Below are 21,277 nucleotides of genomic sequence, written 5' to 3' on the forward strand. Positions count from 1 at the left end.
GCCCCAACACTAATAAGGTGCGCCGTCTTTCCTAAGTTCCCTTCAGCAAACACCGGAGGCACTTAACCCCCGGCAACCGTCAGTTTAATCAACTCTGACGCTTCATGGAATGATTTTCTTAAGTCTTGAACGATTGGACCGGGCTTACCATCACCCAAAATTGTTCCATTTACATTCACGACGGGCATGACAAGTCCCGATGCACTTGTTAAAAATGCCTCTTGCGCACTTTTTGCCTCTTCCAGAGAGAAACCGCGTTCTTCTACGGAAAATCCTTTCATTTCCGCCAGTTTTAGAACGCCCGCTCTGGTAATCCCTTTTAAGATTCCGTGGGTAGCAGGTCGCGTCACCAAAGTGCCGTTCTTTAGAATTATCCAAGCATTGGTTGAACCGCCTTCAGTTATCAGACCTTTTTTATCCACAAACCATGCTTCTCGGGCACCAGACTCCTTAGCCTTTTGTTTAGCAAGGACATTAGGCAAAAGACCAACAGTCTTGATATCGACCCGATCCCAACGATTCTCTTCTACCGTAATGACGCCAACACCCTTGGCCGCAATTTGGTCCATTTTGTGTGACGGCACCGATTTTGCAGTCATCACAATAGACGGTGGAGTCCCAGCTGGCGGGAAATAATGGTCGCGCGAAGCCACGCCGCGCGTAACCTGCATGTAGATCAAGCCGTTTTTCACCCGGTTGAGCGAAATCACTTCCTTCATCACCCGCGTCAAGGCCCCGCGTGACATTGGGGCGGAAATCTGCAGCTCACTCAGCGACCGATCCAGCCGGTCCAGATGGGCGCTCATGTCCACAATCTGGCCTCTCCAGACCTCACAGACCTCATAAACGCCATCAGAGAACTGGTAGCCCCGGTCCTCCACATGCACGGCTGCATGAGAATGTGGCACATATTGTCCATTTACGTAGGCAACACGGCTCATCAGCCTCTCCTGCTCAGGAACATTCAACAGGTTACATCTAAGGGCATTTACTGAATACTATCAAGTGGCTAACAGCAGATAAAACTAGATATTTCCGAGTGGGATCACTGAGAAAACCTGAGCTTCCGTTTTAGGAAGCTAAAACCAACCTGCTATCCGGGCGTTTAAGCCAGAAATACTTAAAATCACAGGTTTATAGGCGGGAAGAAAAAACAAAGACCACGACGCCTCTGCTGGCCAGTCGCGAACAGTCGCGCTTCAGGCTTAACGGCTTGATGTTCCGGCACTTTCATACGAGAGCGCCGGAATCATGTAACAAAACCAGTTCTAGAAGAATTCCAGCGACACACGGAACATCTGCTCCACCTGACGCACCTTGTCTGCAATAGCAAAAATCACAACGCGGTCATGGGCCTGAATACGCTCATCGCCGCGCGGTGTTACCACTTTGCCATCACGTAAAATTCCACCGATACGAATGCCTTCTGCAAGCTCCACCTCACGTAGGGGACGACCAACAAGCGGAGAAGTATCCAGCGCCTCAGCCTCAATCACCTCAGCAGCACCATTTTGCAGCGCATGAACTGCCCGAATACGGCCACGACGCACATGCTGCAAAATCTTGGAAATCGTCACTTGACGCGGGTTCACAAAGGCATCAATGCCCAAAGCATGCGCAAAAGCTGGATAACTGGTGTTGTTCAGCAGGGAAAGGTTCCGCTCACAGCCCATTTTCTTGGCCATGACACAGGAAAGGATGTTCACCTCATCCTCGTTGGTCAGCGCCACCATCATGTCGGAATCTTCAACATCCGCTTCCTGCAACATCACCTGATCCAGCGCACTGCCATGCAATACCACAGTTCTGCGCAGTTCATCAGCAATGCGAATAGCGCGATCACGCGAATGCTCGATAATCTTTACTTTGGTTCTGCTTTGCTTTTCCTCAAGACGGCGAGCAACGTAAGCACCAATATTACCACCACCAGCGATAAGAACACGCTTGGCCTCAGGCTCTTCGTGACCGAAGATGCTCAGCGTACGACGCACCTGACCGCGCTCACAGCACACATAAACCAGATCCCCTTCCCGCATCATATCAGAGCTGTGCGGAACAAAGACCTTGCCTTCACGCGCGATACCAACAACAACAGCCGAAAGATCCGGGAACAACTCGGTCAACTGACGCAGTGGCGTATCCAGCACCGGACAATCACCACCACAGTCGACCCCGACGATGATCATGTTATCATCTGCAAAGCGCACCGTTTCCATGGCACCTGGCAGCGACAAGCGCCGCAGGATCATCTCACCCACTTCGATTTCAGGAGAAATGATCACGTCAATTGGCATGTTATCGCGCGAAAACAGATTGCGGTAATGGGATTGCAAATAGCTTTGCGCACGCACACGCGAAACCTTGATCGGCACGTTAAACAAAGAGTGCGCGACCTGACATGCGACCATGTTGATCTCGTCATACAAGGTCACGGCAATAATCATGTCAGCTTGATCAGCACCAGCCTGCGCCAGCACGTCCGGATGCGCACCATGGCCAATAAAGCCGCGCACATCCAGTGTGTCACGAATGGCATGAACCAGCTGTGGGCTGGTATCAATCACAGAAACGTCGTTCTGCTCCGCTGCAAGTTTTTCGGCAATGCCGTACCCAACCTGTCCGGCGCCACAAATTACAACCTTCATAATTCAGTCCTTTGCTCCACCTCAAAGCTCACCAATCAGGTGAGACCAAGAGACTTGAGCTTTCGGTGCAATGCTGACCGTTCCATACCAATATATTCAGAGGTACGCGAGATATTACCGCCAAAACGCTTAACCTGTGCTTGCAGATATTCACGTTCAAATTGTTCCCGTGCTTCACGAAGTGGCAAGGACATCAACTCTTCACCACCAGAAGACCCCGGCATACTCGGCACAGTAGACGCCACCTCAGCAGGCAGAAGATCCGCTGTAATCACAGCTTCTGAATCAGCCCGTGTCAGGATCATCAGACGTTCAACATTGTTGCGCAGCTGGCGCAGGTTCCCCGGCCAGTCATGCGTTTGCAGCACGGCCATCGCATCCTCACCAATTCGGCGCATTGGCAGGCCAGTAGAGTTGGAAATCTGTTTCATGAAGAAATGGATCAGCTGAGGAATATCCTCACGGCGTTCTTCAAGCGGAGGCACACGCAGCGGCACAACAGCCAGACGGTGATAGAGGTCCTCACGGAACAAACCTTCCGCAATCCGGTTTTCCAGATTGTAGCCACTGGAAGACAAGAGACGCACATCCACCTTCACCTTGTTGTGGCCACCCAGACGGGTGAAGGTCTGATCCACCAGCACACGTAGAATTTTATTCTGCGTCTCCAGAGGCATATCGGCAATCTCATCCAGATAGATGGTCCCGCCATGCGCCTCTTCAAGCGCGCCCACCTTGCGCGGTGTGGTGTCAGTCTCTTCAATGCCGAAGAGCTCCTCTTCCATCCGCTCCGGCGTGATGTTCGCAGCAGAAAGCACCACAAACGGCGATTTGGAGCGAGGAGATGCCTCATGGATCGTCCGCGCAACGGTCTCCTTGCCAGAACCAGACGGCCCGGTGATCATCACACGGCTGTTGGTCAGACAAATACGCTCAATCGTCATGCGCAGGTTATTGATTGAGGACGAACTACCCACCAGATTAGAAACGTCACCAGCACGCTGCTTCAGTTCCTTGATCTCGCGCTTCATAGAAGAAGCTTCCAGCGCGCGCTCGGTGATCAGAACCAGCTTGTCTGCCTTAAACGGCTTCTCAATGTAATCGTAGGCGCCTTTTTTGATCGCAGAAACCGCTGTCTCTACGTTGCCGTGACCAGAAATAATCACAACAGGCAGGTCAGGGTTTTCTTTCTTGATCACCTCAAGCACCTCAAGCCCGTCAAGCTTGCTGCCCATGAGCCAGATATCAAGAATAATCAGAGACGGACGACGGTCCGCAATCGCAGCCAACGCCGCATCACTGTTGCCAGCGGTACGGGTATTGTAGCCGTCATCCTCCAAAATTCCAGCGATCAGCTCACGAATATCTGCTTCATCATCAACAATCAGAATGTCACTTGCCACGGCTTATCACCACCATTCTTACGTTACATTTTCAGTGAAGGAAGGAACATCAAAACTTCGTAAAGTCAGCCGAACCATGGCGCCATGTCCACCCTCGGCAACAGATGGCGCATCCAGCAGTTCAATTCCACCTCCATGATCTTCCATAATTTTCCGCACAATCGCGAGCCCAAGGCCGGTGCCCTTTTCGCGGGTCGTCATATACGGCTCCAAAAGCCGCGTGCGGTGCTCAGTTGGAAGGCCAATTCCGTTATCAATCACATCAATTGTGAGAACCGGACCTTCCCTATAAAGTTTCACCAGAACAGAGCCCTGCTCCGGATTTTCTTCGCTCGCCAGATAAGCCTCAACAGCTTCCGACGCATTCTTGATCACATTACCAACAGCCTGCCCAACCAGACGGCTGTCAAATGTTGCCCGTACAGCCTCATCCGGCACATCGGTTTCAAAGTGAACCTGAGAATTGGCAACAGACACCATAAAGGTGGACTCGCGCACCACAGAGCGCAGATCGGCCTCTTCCATCTTTGGTTTTGGCATACGCGCAAACGAGGAGAACTCATCCACCATACGGCCAATATCCCCCACCTGACGAATGATCGTATCCACGCACTGGTCAAACACCTTACGGTCATCATCCTCAATACGCTTGCCATAGCGGCGACGGATACGCTCCGCCGAAAGCTGGATCGGTGTCAGCGGGTTCTTAATCTCATGCGCAATACGGCGAGCAACATCCGCCCAGGCCGAGTTACGTTGAGCTGCAACAAGGTCTGTAATGTCGTCCAGCGTCACCACAAAACCATGCTCAGAACGGGTCGCCTCTTCAGTCGTCACACGCACATTCACAGTCCGCTCGCGCCCCTTACGCATAATGGCAACCTGCGCCACCTGCGAGCCGCTGGAGCTTTCTTCAAGCGCTTTCGACACAACCTCTTGCACCTCTGGAAGATTGTCGTAGATCGGCTTTTCCAGAAGCTCGTTTTCGTCCTGACTGAGAAGACGTGTTGCTGAGCGATTGACCATGGTCACATCGCCCTCATCATCAATCCCGATAACGCCAGAGGACACGCCAGACAGCACGGCTTCACTGAAGCGGCGACGACGGTCAATCTGATCATTCGCAGCCAGCAAAGCATCCCGCTGCCCACGCAACTGACCCGTCATATTGTTAAAGGTCCGCCCAAGGCTCTCAAGATCGCCACTCGCTTTCGCAGCTTCCACCTCAACATAATAGTTGCCTTTGGAAACCTGATCTGCCGCCCCAATAAGATTGCGGATCGGCAGCACAAGCTGGTTGGCAAACCCAAACCCCACCCAGATGGAGGAGAGCAGAAGCACGAGCGCCACACCCACATAAACAAGCGCAAATGCCAGCTGAACACCAAAGCGTCGCTGCTCCAACTCGGCGTACTCATTAACGCCAGCCTCGGCCAGACGCTGGTATTCAACCACTCGAGGATCAAGCGCACGGGTCACATAAAGATAAAGATCATCAAAAGCAGAAAGCTTGATCACACCGCCGACAAGGTTAGAAACACCCGGCGCAATTAGAACAGGAGCCCCGTCTTTCGCCTGATTCATAGCCACTTGCGGCGGCAACAACGGCTCCACCTTCGGGTCGCGCAACACACGCATCACAACGGTGCCGTCATTCTTCAGGACATAAGCCCCCAGCAATCCGCGAACCCAGGTCTGCGTCTCAAAAAAGCGGTCAAACCGGGTGGGGTCGTAGAAATAGGAGTTCCGGTTCAGATCAACATCACTGGCCATACCAATCAACGTGGATCGCAGAGAATTTCCGTGCTCCTGAACATAAGCTGCCGCAACCGACTGTGCGTTGGTGATGATATTGCGCGTTCTTGTCTCAAACCAGCGATCAAGCCCCTGATCCAGCGTGATCGTTGCCACCACAGCAACAATAAACGCAGGCAGTGCAGCCACCAGCGAGAACATTGTCACAATGCGCACATGAAGACGTGCAGCTGCACGCCCACGGCGCCGCGCCTGCAACAGCTTCACAAGCTCAAAGATGATCAAGCCGATAAGCAGGAACACCAGTGCGCCATTAAATCCAAGCGCAATGTAAACAACCGTTTCAGAGGGAACGATAGGCGTCACGCCCATCAGCACCAGAAAGGAAACCCCGATGGAACACAGCGCCAGCAACACCACGGAAAGGCCAAACATGCGAGACTTGCGGCCTTTCGCATCAAGCTTTGGAGTATGTTCTTCTGCTTTTGACTTGAAAATCATGAAACGCGAACCTGCGCACCTGCGATAACTTTATTAATATTGGAAACAGACTATTAGCACGAATTGTTGCCAAAATGCGACAATGGGTTTTATTAGTCACACTCTTGATGGGGAAAACCGAAAAATCCACAGGTCAGAATAAGCATGCAGCGCACAACTCAAACGCACTCTCACCCCATTAAACGCAAAATGGCGCAAGAGATCGCGCCATTTTGAAAGTTTCACTCGATAAAAGTCGATTATCTAGAGCTGCGGATCACCTGAACGTCCAGTTCGCGGATTTTCTTGCGCAAGGTGTTGCGGTTCACACCTAAAAGTTCAGCGGCCTTAATCTGGTTGCCACGGGTGGCTGCAAGCACGGCACTGATCAAGGGGTACTCCACCTCACGCAGGATACGGTGATAAAGGCCCGGAGGCGGCAGATCTTCGCCAAATCCGCCGAAGTAATCGCCCAGATACCGCTCCACAGACCCACCCAGATCCTGAACAGACGGCGCATCCATGTCATTCACAGCCGTAGAAGGCTGAGAAAGTTCCAGATCGATCAAACTGGCGGTTATGTCATCCTGCGGATACAGCGCTGCCAGACGGCGCACAAGGTTTTCCAACTCACGTACGTTGCCCGGCCAGCGATAACGGCGCAGCTTATCAAGCGCAGCCACCTCAATCTGCTTTGCAGGCAATCCTTCACTCTCTGCGATAGAGAAGAAGTGGCGCACAAGATCAGGAATATCCTCAGTCCGCTCTCGCAAAGGCGGAAGGCGGATTGGAACAACATTCAGGCGGAAATACAAATCTTCACGGAACAGCCCCTGATTGATCAGCTGACGCAGGTCTTTGTTGGTCGCTGCAATAATGCGCACATCGGTCTGGATCGGCGTACGACCGCCCACAGAGGTATATTCGCCCTGCTGCAACACGCGCAGCAAACGGGTCTGCGCTTCCATCGGCATATCGCCGATTTCATCCAGCAGCAGCGTCCCACCATCGGCCTGCTCAAACCGGCCAGAAGAGCGCGCCTGAGCACCTGTAAACGAGCCCTTCTCATGCCCAAACAGCTCAGACTCAATCAAATCCTTTGGGATCGCCGCCATATTGACCGCAACAAACGGACCATTCCGGCGTTTGCCATAATCATGCAGCGCCCGCGCAACAACCTCTTTACCAGTCCCACTCTCACCGTTGATCATCACGGTCAGATCAGTCTGCATCAAACGGGCAAGCACGCGGTAGATTTCCTGCATGGCAGGAGAACGACCTACGAGTGGAATATTGTCATTCCCCTCACCGCTCATATCAAACTGCCGCCCTTTAGGCTCAGCGAGCGCGCGGCCCACAATACCCGTCAGCTCTTTCAGATCAAACGGCTTGGGCAGATACTCATAGGCCCCTTGCTCAGAGGCCTTAATCGCCGTCATAAAGGTGTTTTGCGCACTCATGATGATGACAGGCAATTCCGGACGCAGCTTGCGGATACGCGGCAGCACATCAAACGCGTTCTCATCCGGCATCACCACATCTGAGATCACCAGATCCCCCTCGCCCGAACTCACCCAGCGCCACAACGTGGTGGCGTTGGATGTCAGTCGAACAGTATACCCTGCACGAGACAGAGCCTGATTGAGAACGGTACGGATCGCAGAATCGTCGTCAGCAACAAGAATGGTTCCACTCGGCATACTCTTAGTCCTCAATTCCAGAATGTACGTCAGGCCCGGTAAAGGCAGGCATCAGAATGCGGAAGGTCGTGCCCCGATTGCCGCTCTCGCACTCCACCACGCCGCCATGATCACCCACGATCTTGGCAACCAGCGCCAGCCCAAGGCCAGAGCCATTCGTCTTTGTCGTAATAAACGGATCAAACAGATGCGGGCGCAGATCTTCCGGCACCCCATAGCCGTTGTCGCGCACACAAAACTCAAGCGGCAAGCTCACACGCTCCTGCACGCCGGGCACAGACAAACGCACACCGGGACGGAAGGCCGTGGAGACAACAATCTCCGGCTCGTTCACGCCGCTCAGCGCTTCGCTCGCGTTTTTGATCAGATTGATAAATATCTGCACCAACTGGTCACGGTTGGCATAAACGGGCGGCAAGGAGGGATCATAATCCTCGACGACCCTTACCTTGGAGGCAAAGCCATTTTCCGCAACACGTTTCACATGATCGAGCACCACGTGAATATTGACCGGCTCGCGATCAATCGGGCGCTCATCGGAAAACACTTCCATCCGGTCCACCAGCTTCACGATCCGGTCCGTCTCCTCCATGATGAGACGGGTCAACGTGCGATCATCTTCACTGGCTGACTGCTCCAACAGCTGAGCCGCACCGCGAATACCAGAAAGCGGGTTTTTGATCTCATGAGCCAGCATGGCAGCAAGGCCGGTCACGGTACGCGCAGCACCGCGGCTGGTCAGCTGTTTGTCCAGCTTCTCCGCCATGGTGCGCTCCTGAAACAGCAGCACAACGCCGCCCGGAGCATCACTTAAAGGGGAAGCGTGAATATCAACCAGCTTCTCCTGCCCAATGCGCGGTGTCCCAATGTCCACCTTATACTCATTAACCGCACCGCCGCGCTCACGCACCTGTGCAATCAACCCCAGCAGCGGGCTGCCAAACGGCACAAACCAGGACACTTCACGGCGCTTCAGCATCGACAAACTGGCATGGAAAAAGTCTTCCGCCGCACTGTTTGCCCCAACAATCTTGTCATCTCCTCCAACCACCACAACAGGGTGCGGCAGAGAATCCAAAACGGCCTGTCCCGGCACACCCTTGCCCAAACCAGCCTTGGCTTCTGTCAGAGTGTCTCCTCCCGTCTCCAACATCAGGCAGCACTCCTCATAGGGACTTGAACAAACCAGTCATAAAGGGTGTTCCGCACCAGATCAGCATCCAGACTGGTCATAAGCCCTCGCATAAATCCTTGCGGCGCATCATCAAGCCGTCCCCCAGCTTCCAGATACCAGCCCATATGCTTGCGGAAGGCCCGCACGCCGATCTCAAAGCCATATTGCTCCAACATGGCGTCGTAGTGCTCCACAACAAGTGCGGCCAGCTCTTCCCCATGTGGATCAGCAAGCCGTTCACCCGTTTCCAGATAATGCGCAATCCGCCCCGGCACCCACGGGCGTCCATAAGCACCACGGCCAACCATCACCAGATCAGCACCAGACTGCGCCAGCATCTCGTCGGCATCCTCAAACTTGCAACAATCACCATTGGCCACCAGCGGCACATCCGGAACAACATCCCGCACCTGCCGGATTGCCCGCCAGTCCGCCTTGCCCTTGTAAAATTGCGAGCGCGTACGACCATGCACGGTGATCATCTTCACACCTGCATCCACCGCCCGTTTGGCAAGCTCCGGCGCATTAATGGAAGTCTCATCCCAGCCCAGGCGCATCTTCAACGTCACTGGAACAGACACAGCCTCCAGCGTCGCCTCAACCAGCGTCATGGCGTGGTCCAGATCTTTCATGAGAGCAGAACCGGAGTAACCAGAGGTCACTTTTTTTGCAGGACAGCCCATGTTGATGTCGATCACATCCGCACCGGCTTTTTCAGCCATGCGCGCGCCCTCGCCCATCCAGTGAGGATCTTTGCCTGCCAGCTGCACGATGTGAGGATCGATCCCCTCACCTTCGGCCCGCATCAGCGATTCTGGATGCCCAGTACACAGCGCTTCACTGGCAACCATTTCACTCACCACCAAACCCACGCCATAGCGCAAAGCGATACGGCGGAACGGCAAATCCGAAACGCCGGACATTGGCGCAAGAATAACTTTGTTTTTGAGGGGGATATTACCTATCGTCAGCATTACGCATATTTCTTGAAAGAGCCCAGTTGCACATTTGATAAGCAGCATATGAAGTTGCACATATTCTAACCAAACTAAAAATTTAGGCAAGGGAATATTAAAGAGAAGAGATTGAAGTGTTGAGCTTCGCTCTTAAATCGAGCAAAACCCTCACCAACACAGTTTCTAAGAGCCGCCACCTCACACCCTGAGGACGCAGTTCACACTCAAAGCAGGTGATCCAGTTTTGCAGTCCACTGAAAAAATTGCATGCATCATAGTTGCAGCCGGACGCGGTTCACGCATGTCCACGCAAAATGACAGCAGCCCGAAGCAATACCGGGACCTTGGCGGAAAGACTGTTCTGCAAAGAACACTGGAAGCAATTTTATCCTCCTCGCAGGTGGATCTGGTGCTGCCTGTCATCCACGCAGAAGACGGCGAGGCCTATCAAGAGGCCGCAAGCTCACTGACTGACAATCGCCTGATAAGGCCCGTCACGGGCGGAGCCACCCGTCAGGCATCTGTCGCATGCGGCTTGAAAGCACTGGAAGAGCACGCCCCGGACTACGTTCTGATCCACGACGCCGCCCGCCCCTTCATCACACCAGCGGTGATCGAAGATGCTATCACGGCCCTGCAAAACGGCGCACAAGCAGCACTACCAGCTGTGCCAGTGGCAGACACGTTAAAGCGGGCAGATGCAAACCAGCAAGTTCTGGAAACCGTCGATCGCACCCACCTGTGGGCCGCACAAACACCGCAAGCCTTCCCGTATCCGCTCATTTGGGCAGCTCATCAGGAAGCGATCAATGAGAACATCGACAGCTTCACCGATGATACGGCACTCATCGAATGGCAAGGAAAACCTGTCACTATCACGACAGGAGACCCGCAAAACATCAAGATCACCACACTCAAAGACATGACGAACGCACAGGAACAGATCGCCATGAAACAACTCGCAGACCTTGGCGACATTCGCGTTGGAACCGGCTACGACGTGCACGCATTTGAAGATGGAAATACCGTCATTCTCGGCGGCATTTCCATCCCGCACACCCAGAAACTCAAAGGCCATTCCGACGCGGACGTTGGCCTCCACGCCCTGACGGATGCCATCTTCGGCGCATTGGCAGATGGCGACATCGGCTCGCATTTCCCACCCTCTGACATGCAGTGGAAAGATGCGGCCTCTGACCAATTCCTGAAATACGCAATAGACCGGGTTCACAAGCGCGGCGGCATGATCGCACACTTGGATTTAACGCTGATCTGTGAAGCTCCGAAAATCGGCCCACACCGGGAAGAAATGCGCAAACAGATCGCACAGATCTGCGATCTACCCATTGGCCGCGTGGCTGTGAAAGCAACCACCTCCGAAAAGCTGGGCTTCACCGGTCGCCAGGAAGGCATTGCTGCGCAAGCCTGCGCAACCATCCGGCTTCCGTTTGAAGATTAAACGAAGCCACCAAAACAAGGGAGAGAGAACCATGACCGACATCCTCAGCCTTAAGGAAAGAGCACGCGTTCTCGTCTCCAGATACGCTGAAAAAGAGATCAAGATCACCACAGCAGAAAGCTGCACTGGCGGCCTGCTCGCAGGCCTGCTGACAGAAGTGCCCGGCTCCTCTGCTGTGCTCGATCGTGGCTTCGTCACCTACTCCAACGAAGCCAAGCATGAGATGATCGGCGTCCCCGTTGACCTGCTCATGAGCTACGGTGCGGTCAGCAGCGAAGTTGCCAAAGCCATGGCAAGTGGCGCCCTGATTTGCTCCAATGCCAACGTGGCCGTTTCCATTACTGGCATCGCCGGACCGGACGGTGGCACCAAAGACAAACCTGTCGGACTTGTCCACTTTGGCTTTGCTGCTGACCAAGAGGAAACCAAGCACGTCCAATGCCTCTTCGAGAACACCGGACGCGAGGGAATACGCTTTCAGGCGCTGGTACAAGCGTTAAAATTATTAGAAAATTTTATTGAAACTAGCTAATCGAAATTTACCTTCTCGTTAAAAGAGTACCGGGTAGGCACTACTACCTTATGACATTCTAAGAAAACTTAGATAAAATCTGTTTTAAATTTACAACGGAATGTCACGGTATACCCATGAGATATATTGCTAGTTTGTTTTTGGGCATGTGCTTAAGCACCTCAGCTTATGCGGCATCAGATGTATTCCTCATTTCACGAGGGTTCGATGACGAGTTCATCGGCTCTCACGAAGTGCAGAAAATGCCACGCGGTGGCTATAAGGAGTTGCGCCTGTGCGGCCAGTCCTACTGGGTGCGCCCCTACTCTGTTGCCTGGACAAAATGGGAAGAACAGCTTGGCCACAAGATCCGCCTTGAAGTAAACCAGGGCTATGGCTGGGTGGTTCTGTGCACCAAACCAACCACACAGCTGAACCTCAAAGACGTCGGCATTTACGCTTCTCTTGAAAAGACCATGGAGCATGGTGATCCGGATAAGGAACTCACCAACCGCTTTCAGGCAATCCGGCGCACTTTCGTCATGCGCAATGGCCTTACCCCAGAGCAGGCTGAAGCCGAAATCTCCAAAAACTACGAGAACAGAGGCTCCCGCCTGAGCCAGTTCCTGAACAATCGCGACAAGAATTAAGCGGCATTTCTGAGGTCTTTCAGCCACAAGAACGCCGAAAGACCTGAAAATAACCGACTGATCAGCGCCAATGCACTTCATTCGGCTGCTCTTTGTACATGAATATTTTACATGAAGGAGCAGCAGCAAAATGCATATTTGGCGACCAGCACAAACAATCAAGGTGAAAGCCCTCGGCCTGTACTGGCGCAACAATCGCCTGTTGGCGGCAGAAATCTATGATGACGCAGGCAACCTCAAAGGCGTCCGCCCACTTGGTGGTTCAGTGGAGTTTGGGGAAGATTGGAAGACAGCCCTGATCAGAGAGTTCAGGGAGGAACTCAACATCCAAATCACTATCTCTGGCGACCCCGTTATCATGGAAAACATTTATGAGCACGAAGGCCAGACAGGCCACGAGATCCTATTCATCGCAAATGTGACCTTCCCGCCAGAGGCATTCACCACACAGGAAGCGATCACATTTCAGGAAGACAGCGGAACAGAAATCACCGCACGCTGGTTCGATCCCGAAGAGCTCACCCCAAACGGCGTTGACCTCTTCCCTACAGGATTAAAGCAACACCTGGAGACCCTGCGATAGCCCATACAAGAAAATGGGTCACCTTTGTGATTATGGAATATATTTATATTATCTAAATACATCCAATTTTAGTGGGTATCAGACTTCAGATTTTTAGGTGCCGTAGATTTTGTCGGCGCGGTCTTCAAAGGCGCTAGAGAATTTGCGGAAGGCGCGGTCGAACATAGCGCCCATCATGGTGCCAAGTGTCCGGCTCTTGAACTCATAATTGATATAGAAGCTCACATCACATTCCTTTTCGGAAACCGGATCGAAGCTCCAGACATTTTCCAGATGGCGAAACGGGCCATCCAGATACTCAACCGTAATTTTACTCGCCTCACGATCAAGGGTCACACGGCTGGCAAATGTCTCTTTGAAAACTTTGTAAGCCACAGTCATATCCGCCACCATCATTTCACGGTGGTCATCAATCTTCCGGCGTCCGCGCACACGCAATGCTTGACATAAAGGCACAAACTGAGGGTACTGGTCCACATCTGCAACCAGATCAAACATATCATCAGCACTGTGCTGAACTCGATGTGTGCTTTCGAAAGACGGCATATGCTCGCGTTCTTTTTCTTCTAGTTTTTCAAAAATTCTTCAGGATGCTCTAAGCGACCTTTTTTGATTTGCCAAGAAAATTTTCAGGTTTTCTCTCATCAAGCAGGCCCCTGTGAGCCAAAAGCATCAGAAATTTTCAAGTCGCAATTATACCGCGACGATCTAACGCAACCGTTTCATTCTCAAAACTCTGGCCAGTACTCAAAACTCAATTCTACACTATGCGCTAATACTTAGCTCTTTTTGAAAGCAAACCCAATGCTTAGTCCTTTTAAAATTTCCCACCTCGCCAAAGAAGGCGGAGAAGAAGATTACATTAAAACCACTAATACTCTCACCGATAGTCCTGTGCAGGTCATCAGCCGCGAAGAAACCGCCAAATACCATCAAATCACAGTGGTCGAAGGCGGAATTGAACGCATCAGATACATCCCCCACCAAGCCCGGCACAAAACCCCGCTCATCTTCATCCACGGCATGTGGCATGGCGCATGGTGCTGGAAGAACTATCAGGAAAAACTCGCAGAATCCGGCTGGGAGAGTGTCGCCATCAGCCTGCCCGGCCACGGTCACTCACCAGAACAACGCCCCACAGCAGAAGCCACACTGGGCTATTACCTGCGCTTTGTGCAGGAGGAGGTTACCCGCCATGACCAGCCAGCCGTTCTGATCGGCCACAGCATGGGCGGCGCTTTGGTGCAGTGGTATCTGAAGTATGTCGGCGGGCTGAAAGCTGCCGTTTTTGTCGCCTCATGGACCGCCATTGACGTTATGCAAGACTGCCTGAAAAACGCTATGTCCATCGACTGGCTTGGAACAGCGCTGTCCCCCCTTTTGGGATACAAGTTCCAGTTCAGATCCCCCAAAACCGTCGCAAAATGGTTCCTTGCGGATCGCTCGAACCCGGTTGCCCAGTACATTCAGAGCCAACTTGGGCCAGAATCCAACGTCGTGCTCCTGCAACATCGCCCGCCGCAATGGTTTCCGCCGCTGGATGATGCAACACCCAAACTATGGCTCACGGCCAGCGAAGACGCCATCATCCCCTTCAACCGCTCCCTGCACTCTTCTGCCCTCTATGAGGCAACGCATAAAATCGTGCCCCATGCCGGACACGACATCATGCTGGAAGACAATTGGGAGGAAAGCCTGTCCTACATCACCACATGGCTGCAGAACATGAGCACCACCAGAGCACTGGCAACCAGCTGAGTTCCTAAAGAAGCGCCTCCCATCGTGGTGAGGCGCACACACCAAAACCAGCTAAGCCTTACCTTGCAGTTCAACAAGGCACTTTGCTGTATCTGCAGCCTCCTCAGCATAAGCAGGATCACGATGGATAAGCATGGTCGAAAACGCCCCCTCCATCAGCAACACCACACGGCGTGCCAGAACCTCAGGCTCCATCAAACCAGCAAGCGTATAACGCTCTGCCAACCAAGCCTCAAACGCCTTCTTGTGCTTTGCCCCCACAACAACAGCCGGATGCCCCGGCATGTTAGCCAGTTCCGCAGCTGTGCGAATGAAACCGCATCCCTTCCATTTCGGATGCCGGGCGTTTGACGCAACACGCAGGAAAATTGCAGCAGTCTTGTCCGCAGCACTGCCTTCCGCCTCATCAAACCACGTCGCAAATGCTTCCAGATTGGGTTGGTCCCGGGAGATAAGGTACTCAGTCACCAGATCATCTTTGCTTTTGAAATGGTAGTAGAGCGTCTTCTTGGTGATCCCTGCTTTCTCGGCAACGGCATCCACACTGACAGCACGAATGCCCTCACCGTAAAACAACTTGTTTGCAGCATCTAAGATGCGATCGCGGGTCGTCCGCTGAGTTTTCTGAACCATGTATACTAACCAGTGAGTTTACTGAAGAGTGCAGCACTCCTACCCTTGAGTCAATCCAGCTTGAAATGAGGGAAACACCATGAAAAAGCTCGTTCTGTTTGAAGTCAGAGACCGCATTGCACTGCTCACCTTAAACCGCCCGCAAAAACTCAACGCACTGAACTACCAGACCAACGACCGCCTTCTGGACCTTCTGGACCGGATTGAAGATGACCCGAAAATCAGCGCCGTGATCCTCACAGGCGCAGGAGAGCGGGCATTTTCCGCCGGTGGTGACATTCATGAATTCTCCCAGAGCATCATCAAAGGGACAGATGTTGCCGTCAAACAATTCGTAGCCCGTGGCCAGACCATGACCAGCCGCATAGAAAACTTCACCAAGCCCATCATCATCGCCGTCAACGGCATCGCTTTTGGGGCGGCTGCGAAATCACCGAGGCCGCCCATCTGGCAATCGCCTCAGACCGTGCCGTCTTTGCCAAACCGGAGATCAACATTGGCATTCCGCCCACTTTCGGCGGCACCCAGCGCCTGCCCCGTCTCGCCGGTCGCAAGCGCGCGCTGGAACTGTTGCTCACCGGAGACCCGTTCGGTCCGGACCGAGCCTGTGAGCTTGGCCTCATCAACAAGGTCGTCCCGCACGATGACCTGCTGCCGGAAGCCTTCGCTCTGGCAGAACGCATCCTGCGCCACTCCCCACTCGCCGCCGCCCGCATCCTCACCGCCGTCACCCGCGGCCTCAACACAACCATCGCCGAAGGCCTCCAAATCGAAGCCGCCCAATTCGCCCAAATGGTCCCCACCAACGACATCCACGAAGGCCTCAACGCCTGGATAGAACGAAGAACCCCCGCCTATGCCGGCAATTAGAGAGGAGCGTCAGACTGTAAATCTATGCGCGCAAATAATCATAACCTACGAAGTGAAGATGGAGGCCTGCCATACAAATTCTGAAACACAGCATTAAAGCGTCGTATTCCCAAAGCCCGAGGCAAACGCAATCTCTGCCAACGTGAGATCAGTCGTGTCAATCAGACGCTTTGCACGCTGAAGTCTTACTGTGGCAGCAACCTGGCTGGGAGTTGCCTCAAGATACTGGGAAAATAAGCGCGCTAAATGGCGACTACCAATGCCGAGAGTTTCAGCAAGTTGCTGGACATTGTTACTATCAAGATACCCCGTATGGATGAGACGCATCGCACGTCCAACAGTCGTTGCAGTCCCCATCCATGCAGGGCTACCGGGCGCGGCCTCGGGCCTGCAACGAAGGCACGGACGATACCCTGCTTGTTCCGCCGCAGCAGCAGATGGATAGAAACTAACGTTTACTGATTTTGCAGGGCGAACAGGACAAACAGGACGGCAATAAATCCCAGTAGATTTAACTCCCGAGAAGAACACCCCATCATACCTGCGATCTCTAGCTAACCGCGCTCGATCACACGTCTTCCAATCTGGGAACTCTGCAGCCACATCAATCATTGCAGCAGTAAATTCTTTTTATTTGAATCTGTCGATCTTTAATCGACGATGGAGTCCGTATCCGGCGAGTTTCAGCAGATCATTTGTGGCAAGAAATTATGGTTTTCTGAAAGGACAACTATGCCTCAAACATCTGCCAAGCTCATTCCGGAGCTCTGCCTTCTCATAATCCTGTCCTTCCTTTGGGGAGCTTCCTTCACACTTATCGAAGTTGCAATCACCACCATTCCACCAGCAACCATCGTTCTTCTCAGGCTGCTGATTGGTGCTGTAGTCCTCATCACACTGGTCATGATCAGCGGAACCGTTTTCCCCAATACCGCCAAACGGTGGGGTGAACTTCTTGTGCAAGGCATTTTGCAAAACGCACTCCCCTTCACGCTCATCAGTTGGGGGCAGCTGCATACTTCCAGTGGCCTTGCAGGTCTACTAAACACAACGCCACCTCTATTCGTATTTTTGATCAGCTACTTTGTTTTGCAGGACAAGACCGTAGACGCCAAAAAGCTCCTCGGTATTCTGATTGGATTTGCAGGTATTGGTGTCATCATGGGGCCTACGGCCTTTGCAGGAGAGCAAAACTCAGCACTCGGACAACTGGCAATCACAGGGGCCAGCCTTTGTTATGCCTTAGCTGCCCTGAACGCAAAGCGCTTTTCAGATCAACCACCACTGCTGACAGCAGCATGCTCGATGACCCTTGCAGCTTGTCTTATGGCACCGATTGCTTTCACACTCGACCATCCATTGAAGCTTTCACCATCGCCTGAATCTCTGGCCTCAATCCTTGCTCTGGGTGTGTTCTCCACTGCACTTGCAATGGTGCTTTATTTCCGCCTTGTACGCACACTTGGCCCTTTAGGAGTAACAACAGGAAGCTATCTCAGGGCCGGTTTCAGCGTAGTCTTGGGAGTACTATTTCTTGGCGAAACCCTTACAGCAAACCTACTGACCGGTCTGCTCTTTATCTTTACAGGAGTAGCGCTGGCAACCGGACAGATAAAACTTCCGCGACTAACGAAGAAGACAACTTGATCTTGCAACACCCACAAACAAAAAAAGCGTCACACCGTGCAGTGTGACGCTCTTTAAAAACTCGTGGAGTGGAACCGGCGCTTAGTTGCCTTGTTTTGCCTTACGGGCTGCTTTCAGCTCGGCAAAGTCTTCGCCAGCGTGGTGGGAAGAGCGGGTCAGCGGGTTCGCGGAAACCTTCAGGAAGCCTTTCGCGTAAGCGATCTTCTCATAGGCCTTGAACTCGTCCGGGGTTGGGAAATTCATCACCGGATGGTGCTTCTTGGTTGGCTGCAGGTACTGGCCAACAGTCAGGAAGTCCACATCAGCAACACGCAGATCATCCATCAGCTGAAGCACTTCGTTGCGCTCCTCACCCAGGCCAACCATGATGCCGGATTTGGTGAACATCTCAGGATCAATCTCCTTCACGCGCTGCAAAAGGCGGATGGAGTGGAAGTAGCGTGCGCCCGGACGAACCTTCAGATAGTTGGAAGGAACCGTTTCCATGTTGTGATTGAACACGTCAGGTTTCGCCGCAACAACAATCTCAACTGCGCCTTCCTTACGAAGGAAATCAGGCGTCAGCACTTCAATTGTTGTTTTTGGAGAGGCTTTACGGATCGCAGCAATCACGTTGGCAAAGTGCGTCGCACCGCCATCATCAAGATCATCACGGTCCACAGAGGTGATAACAACGTGCTGCAGTTCCATGGAGGCAACAGCTTTACCAATGCTTTCCGGCTCATTTTGATCAACTGGCCCCGGCATCCCGGTGCGTACGTTACAGAACGCACAAGCACGGGTACAGGTATCACCCAGGATCATGAAACTCGCATGCTTCTTGGACCAGCACTCACCGATATTCGGGCAACCAGCTTCTTCACAAACCGTGACGAGGTTGTTCTTGCGAACCAGCTCGTGGGTCTCTTTGTAGACAGGAGAAGTGGGCGCCTTAACACGGATCCATTTTGGCTTGCGCTGAACAGGATTATCCGGGCGATGTGCTTTTTCCGGATGGCGCGGACGCTCTTTTTCCTGTAGTGCAGACGCCGTTTGGCTTTTATGATTAGGATCGAGTGTATTTACCAGTGTAACCATATCAGTTCCGTCAGGTCCGAGACTTTGCGTCACACTTGCCTTAAGGGTCAGTGTCGCTGTCTCTTATAAGTTTAGTGGTCCATAACAGGAAATGAAGCATCTCTCAATGCCAGACACTGGTGTTCAGTCAGTTCCGCGCCTCAGGACCACGCCTATTCAAAGCCAATTGCATCCCCACCAATCAGTGAGGCAATCAGAGCAAACGCAATGGCGCCAACCATCGCAACGACCGCCTGGTCGAGATATTCATTCCCCAGGGAAACTTCCACATCCGCAAATTCGAACAGGTAAACCCCTGAAATACCACCGAGAAATCCGGCGATAATCAACACGGCGAAGTCTCCGCCAACTGTAGCCATCACCAGCACAGTAGCTACAACGGCACAAACGGCTGATGTCACCAGCCATATGATTGATTTCATAAAGTCCACGGTTCTTCTCCTTTTTGATAAGAAGAGTACCCGGGAAAAATTAAGTCCCTCTCACTGGTAAAATTCCAGTGAGAGGGAATTGATTTACATATTTAGAGCACGTCCGTAGGCGTCCAGAACACTTTCCTTCATCATTTCGGAAAGGGTCGGATGCGGGAAGACAGTGTGCATCAGCTCTTCTTCGGTGGTCTCAAGACCCATGGCAACAACGAAGCCCTGAATGAGCTCGGTCACTTCAGCGCCAACCATGTGCGCACCCAGCAGCTGACCGGTCTTCTTGTCAAAGATCGTCTTGACCAGACCTTCAGGCTCACCAAGAGCAATCGCCTTACCGTTACCCATGAACGGGAAACGACCAACGCGCAGCTCATAACCAGCATCTTTCGCACGCTGCTCAGTCAGACCGACAGAAGCCACCTGCGGATTACAGTAGGTACAACCCGGAATCTGCTCGCTCTTCATCGGGTGAACATCAAGGCCGGAGATCTTCTCAATGCAGATCACGCCTTCATGCTCAGCCTTGTGCGCCAGCATTGGAGGACCAGCAACGTCACCAATCGCATAAACGCCAGGAACGTTGGTGCGGCTGAAGCCGTCAGTCACGATGCAGCCGCGGTCTGTCTTGATGCCAAGCGCTTCAAGGCCAAGGTTCTCGATGTTACCAACAACGCCAACAGCGGAGATCAGCTTCTCAGCGGTGATTTCCTGCGTCTTGCCGTCTTTGGTCTCAACAGTCGCAGTCACCTGACCGCTACCCTTAACAACCTTGGAAACCTTCGCTTCCATCACAAACTTGATGCCCTGCTTCTCCATCTGCTTTTTCGCAATCGCGGAGATTTCAGGATCTTCAACCGGCATAATGGTCGACATCATTTCAACAACGGTCACGTCAACGCCCATTGTCTTATAGAAAGATGCAAACTCGATGCCGATCGCGCCGGAACCCATCACAACAATGGATTTAGGCATTTTTTCTGGAACCATCGCTTCGAAATAGGTCCAGATGTTTTCTTTGTCAGGCTCAAGACCCGGAATGACGCGCGGCTTAGCACCAGTTGCAACAATAACGTGCTTGGCGGAATAAGTGCCGTGGCCCTTCACACCCTTAGGTGTTGGGTGCTGTGGCTGCATAGCGTCTTTGGAAGAAGGCCCAACAGCGATCTCACCCGGCTTGGTGAGCTTTGCTTCACCCCAGATGATGTCCACTTTGTTCTTCTTCATCAGGAAGCCGATACCGCCATTGAGCTGACCGGAAACTCCACGAGAGCGCTTCACAACAGCAGAAGCGTCAAAGCTCACGCCTTCAGCGGAAAGACCGTAGTCTTTGCCGTGCTGCATGTAATGGTAGATCTCAGCAGAACGCAGCAGCGCTTTGGTTGGGATACAGCCCCAGTTCAGGCAGATACCGCCCATATGTTCACGCTCGACAATCGCGGTCTTGAAACCAAGCTGCGCGGAGCGGATTGCGGTTACATAGCCACCAGGACCAGAACCAATGATAATCACGTCGTAGGCGTTGCCACTCATCTCTTTAACCTCGCCAAA

General features: G+C 52.8%; 19 protein-coding genes and 2 pseudogenes. 7 read left to right on the plus strand and 14 right to left on the minus strand.

What is annotated here, in order from left to right:
• Nucleotides 1-62 precede the first annotated feature (62 nt).
• The 7 genes from PsAD37_RS15880 to dusB form a co-directional block, all read right to left on the minus strand.
• On the minus strand, nucleotides 63-941 hold the full coding sequence (locus PsAD37_RS15880) for a D-amino-acid transaminase (protein WP_063296978.1): 879 nt from the start codon (nucleotides 939-941) through the stop codon (nucleotides 63-65).
• A 327-nt stretch (nucleotides 942-1,268) separates the two neighbouring features.
• Nucleotides 1,269-2,645, minus strand: a complete 1,377-nt coding sequence (trkA, locus tag PsAD37_RS15885) for a Trk system potassium transporter TrkA (RefSeq protein ID WP_063296979.1) — start codon at nucleotides 2,643-2,645, stop codon at nucleotides 1,269-1,271.
• A 35-nt stretch (nucleotides 2,646-2,680) separates the two neighbouring features.
• The gene (locus PsAD37_RS15890) at nucleotides 2,681-4,048 is read right to left on the minus strand and encodes a sigma-54 dependent transcriptional regulator (protein ID WP_063296980.1); all 1,368 of its coding nucleotides are present in this window, start codon (nucleotides 4,046-4,048) and stop codon (nucleotides 2,681-2,683) included.
• A gap of 18 nt (nucleotides 4,049-4,066) precedes the next feature.
• Nucleotides 4,067-6,304: a PAS domain-containing sensor histidine kinase gene (locus tag PsAD37_RS15895; protein ID WP_057466221.1), complete on the minus strand. Its 2,238-nt coding sequence runs from the start codon at nucleotides 6,302-6,304 to the stop codon at nucleotides 4,067-4,069.
• 239 nt (nucleotides 6,305-6,543) lie between these two features.
• On the minus strand, nucleotides 6,544-7,983 hold the full coding sequence (gene ntrC, locus PsAD37_RS15900) for a nitrogen regulation protein NR(I) (protein ID WP_063296981.1): 1,440 nt from the start codon (nucleotides 7,981-7,983) through the stop codon (nucleotides 6,544-6,546).
• 4 nt (nucleotides 7,984-7,987) lie between these two features.
• Nucleotides 7,988-9,136, minus strand: coding sequence for a nitrogen regulation protein NR(II) (locus PsAD37_RS15905; RefSeq protein ID WP_208991909.1), 1,149 nt, complete (start codon nucleotides 9,134-9,136; stop codon nucleotides 7,988-7,990).
• The gene (gene dusB / locus PsAD37_RS15910; protein WP_063296982.1) at nucleotides 9,136-10,131 is read right to left on the minus strand and encodes a tRNA dihydrouridine synthase DusB; all 996 of its coding nucleotides are present in this window, start codon (nucleotides 10,129-10,131) and stop codon (nucleotides 9,136-9,138) included. The genes PsAD37_RS15905 and dusB overlap by 1 nt, the downstream gene beginning before the upstream one ends.
• 226 nt (nucleotides 10,132-10,357) lie before the next feature.
• Between dusB and PsAD37_RS15915 the strand changes: the two genes are divergently transcribed.
• From PsAD37_RS15915 to PsAD37_RS15930, 4 genes are all read left to right on the plus strand, one after another.
• The gene (locus tag PsAD37_RS15915; RefSeq protein ID WP_193778275.1) at nucleotides 10,358-11,572 is read left to right on the plus strand and encodes a bifunctional 2-C-methyl-D-erythritol 4-phosphate cytidylyltransferase/2-C-methyl-D-erythritol 2,4-cyclodiphosphate synthase; all 1,215 of its coding nucleotides are present in this window, start codon (nucleotides 10,358-10,360) and stop codon (nucleotides 11,570-11,572) included.
• Nucleotides 11,573-11,603: 31 nt separating this feature from the next.
• Complete coding sequence (locus PsAD37_RS15920; RefSeq protein WP_063296983.1) at nucleotides 11,604-12,104, plus strand: CinA family protein; 501 nt, start codon at nucleotides 11,604-11,606, stop codon at nucleotides 12,102-12,104.
• A 116-nt stretch (nucleotides 12,105-12,220) separates the two neighbouring features.
• Entirely contained in the window at nucleotides 12,221-12,733 is a 513-nt protein-coding gene (locus PsAD37_RS15925; RefSeq protein WP_208991910.1) for a hypothetical protein, read from the plus strand.
• Nucleotides 12,734-12,863: 130 nt separating this feature from the next.
• Nucleotides 12,864-13,316 carry an NUDIX hydrolase gene (locus tag PsAD37_RS15930; protein WP_063296985.1) on the plus strand — a complete coding sequence of 151 codons (453 nt, stop codon included), beginning with the start codon at nucleotides 12,864-12,866 and terminating at the stop codon, nucleotides 13,314-13,316.
• A gap of 93 nt (nucleotides 13,317-13,409) precedes the next feature.
• Here the strand turns inward: PsAD37_RS15930 and PsAD37_RS15935 are convergent, their stop codons facing one another.
• Complete coding sequence (locus PsAD37_RS15935; RefSeq protein WP_084407858.1) at nucleotides 13,410-13,862, minus strand: type II toxin-antitoxin system RatA family toxin; 453 nt, start codon at nucleotides 13,860-13,862, stop codon at nucleotides 13,410-13,412.
• Nucleotides 13,863-14,120: 258 nt separating this feature from the next.
• Here PsAD37_RS15935 and PsAD37_RS15940 point away from each other — a divergent pair, with 258 nt between their 5' ends.
• Nucleotides 14,121-15,074, plus strand: coding sequence for an alpha/beta hydrolase (locus tag PsAD37_RS15940; protein WP_063296986.1), 954 nt, complete (start codon nucleotides 14,121-14,123; stop codon nucleotides 15,072-15,074).
• A 51-nt stretch (nucleotides 15,075-15,125) separates the two neighbouring features.
• Here the strand turns inward: PsAD37_RS15940 and PsAD37_RS15945 are convergent, their stop codons facing one another.
• Nucleotides 15,126-15,707: a TetR/AcrR family transcriptional regulator gene (locus PsAD37_RS15945; protein WP_063296987.1), complete on the minus strand. Its 582-nt coding sequence runs from the start codon at nucleotides 15,705-15,707 to the stop codon at nucleotides 15,126-15,128.
• Between the two features lie 79 nt (nucleotides 15,708-15,786).
• On the opposite strand from PsAD37_RS15945, the pseudogene PsAD37_RS27625 reads away from it, so the two are divergent.
• A pseudogene (locus tag PsAD37_RS27625) lies at nucleotides 15,787-16,577 on the plus strand (crotonase/enoyl-CoA hydratase family protein).
• Nucleotides 16,578-16,670: 93 nt separating this feature from the next.
• On the opposite strand, the gene PsAD37_RS29505 reads toward PsAD37_RS27625, so the two are convergent.
• Complete coding sequence (locus PsAD37_RS29505; RefSeq protein WP_342633582.1) at nucleotides 16,671-16,934, minus strand: helix-turn-helix domain-containing protein; 264 nt, start codon at nucleotides 16,932-16,934, stop codon at nucleotides 16,671-16,673.
• Nucleotides 16,935-17,018: 84 nt separating this feature from the next.
• Nucleotides 17,019-17,189 (minus strand): annotated as a pseudogene (locus PsAD37_RS29510) (Ada metal-binding domain-containing protein); the annotation flags it as partial.
• Between the two features lie 120 nt (nucleotides 17,190-17,309).
• Here PsAD37_RS29510 and PsAD37_RS15960 point away from each other — a divergent pair.
• Nucleotides 17,310-18,224: a DMT family transporter gene (locus tag PsAD37_RS15960; protein ID WP_063296989.1), complete on the plus strand. Its 915-nt coding sequence runs from the start codon at nucleotides 17,310-17,312 to the stop codon at nucleotides 18,222-18,224.
• 81 nt (nucleotides 18,225-18,305) lie between these two features.
• Here PsAD37_RS15960 and lipA read toward each other — a convergent pair whose 3' ends face one another.
• The 3 genes from lipA to lpdA all read right to left on the minus strand — a co-directional run bounded on the left by lipA (nucleotide 18,306) and on the right by lpdA (nucleotide 21,259).
• Nucleotides 18,306-19,301 (minus strand): lipoyl synthase, encoded by a 996-nt coding sequence (lipA, locus tag PsAD37_RS15965; protein WP_057466208.1) that lies wholly within the window; start codon nucleotides 19,299-19,301, stop codon nucleotides 18,306-18,308.
• Between the two features lie 152 nt (nucleotides 19,302-19,453).
• Entirely contained in the window at nucleotides 19,454-19,723 is a 270-nt protein-coding gene (locus PsAD37_RS15970) for a hypothetical protein (protein WP_244271761.1), read from the minus strand.
• Nucleotides 19,724-19,816: 93 nt separating this feature from the next.
• Nucleotides 19,817-21,259, minus strand: coding sequence for a dihydrolipoyl dehydrogenase (gene lpdA, locus PsAD37_RS15975; RefSeq protein ID WP_063288847.1), 1,443 nt, complete (start codon nucleotides 21,257-21,259; stop codon nucleotides 19,817-19,819).
• Between the last annotated feature and the right edge of the window lie 18 nt (nucleotides 21,260-21,277).

This window comes from Pseudovibrio sp. Ad37 (genome assembly GCF_001623075.1).
In the GTDB taxonomy this organism is placed as follows: Bacteria; Pseudomonadota; Alphaproteobacteria; order Rhizobiales; family Stappiaceae; genus Pseudovibrio.

Coding starts and splice junctions, on each gene's coding strand:
- PsAD37_RS15880 (WP_063296978.1), bottom strand. CDS start 941: ATGAGCCGTGTTGCCTACGTAAATGGACAATATGTGCCACATTCTCAT.
- trkA (WP_063296979.1), bottom strand. CDS start 2,645: ATGAAGGTTGTAATTTGTGGCGCCGGACAGGTTGGGTACGGCATTGCC.
- PsAD37_RS15895 (WP_057466221.1), bottom strand. CDS start 6,304: ATGATTTTCAAGTCAAAAGCAGAAGAACATACTCCAAAGCTTGATGCG.
- ntrC (WP_063296981.1), bottom strand. CDS start 7,983: ATGCCGAGTGGAACCATTCTTGTTGCTGACGACGATTCTGCGATCCGT.
- PsAD37_RS15905 (WP_208991909.1), bottom strand. CDS start 9,136: ATGTTGGAGACGGGAGGAGACACTCTGACAGAAGCCAAGGCTGGTTTG.
- dusB (WP_063296982.1), bottom strand. CDS start 10,131: ATGCTGACGATAGGTAATATCCCCCTCAAAAACAAAGTTATTCTTGCG.
- PsAD37_RS15920 (WP_063296983.1), top strand. CDS start 11,604: ATGACCGACATCCTCAGCCTTAAGGAAAGAGCACGCGTTCTCGTCTCC.
- PsAD37_RS15925 (WP_208991910.1), top strand. CDS start 12,221: ATGAGATATATTGCTAGTTTGTTTTTGGGCATGTGCTTAAGCACCTCA.
- PsAD37_RS15930 (WP_063296985.1), top strand. CDS start 12,864: ATGCATATTTGGCGACCAGCACAAACAATCAAGGTGAAAGCCCTCGGC.
- PsAD37_RS15935 (WP_084407858.1), bottom strand. CDS start 13,862: ATGCCGTCTTTCGAAAGCACACATCGAGTTCAGCACAGTGCTGATGAT.
- PsAD37_RS15940 (WP_063296986.1), top strand. CDS start 14,121: ATGCTTAGTCCTTTTAAAATTTCCCACCTCGCCAAAGAAGGCGGAGAA.
- PsAD37_RS15945 (WP_063296987.1), bottom strand. CDS start 15,707: ATGGTTCAGAAAACTCAGCGGACGACCCGCGATCGCATCTTAGATGCT.
- PsAD37_RS29505 (WP_342633582.1), bottom strand. CDS start 16,934: ATGGGGACTGCAACGACTGTTGGACGTGCGATGCGTCTCATCCATACG.
- PsAD37_RS15960 (WP_063296989.1), top strand. CDS start 17,310: ATGCCTCAAACATCTGCCAAGCTCATTCCGGAGCTCTGCCTTCTCATA.
- lipA (WP_057466208.1), bottom strand. CDS start 19,301: ATGGTTACACTGGTAAATACACTCGATCCTAATCATAAAAGCCAAACG.
- PsAD37_RS15970 (WP_244271761.1), bottom strand. CDS start 19,723: ATGAAATCAATCATATGGCTGGTGACATCAGCCGTTTGTGCCGTTGTA.
- lpdA (WP_063288847.1), bottom strand. CDS start 21,259: ATGAGTGGCAACGCCTACGACGTGATTATCATTGGTTCTGGTCCTGGT.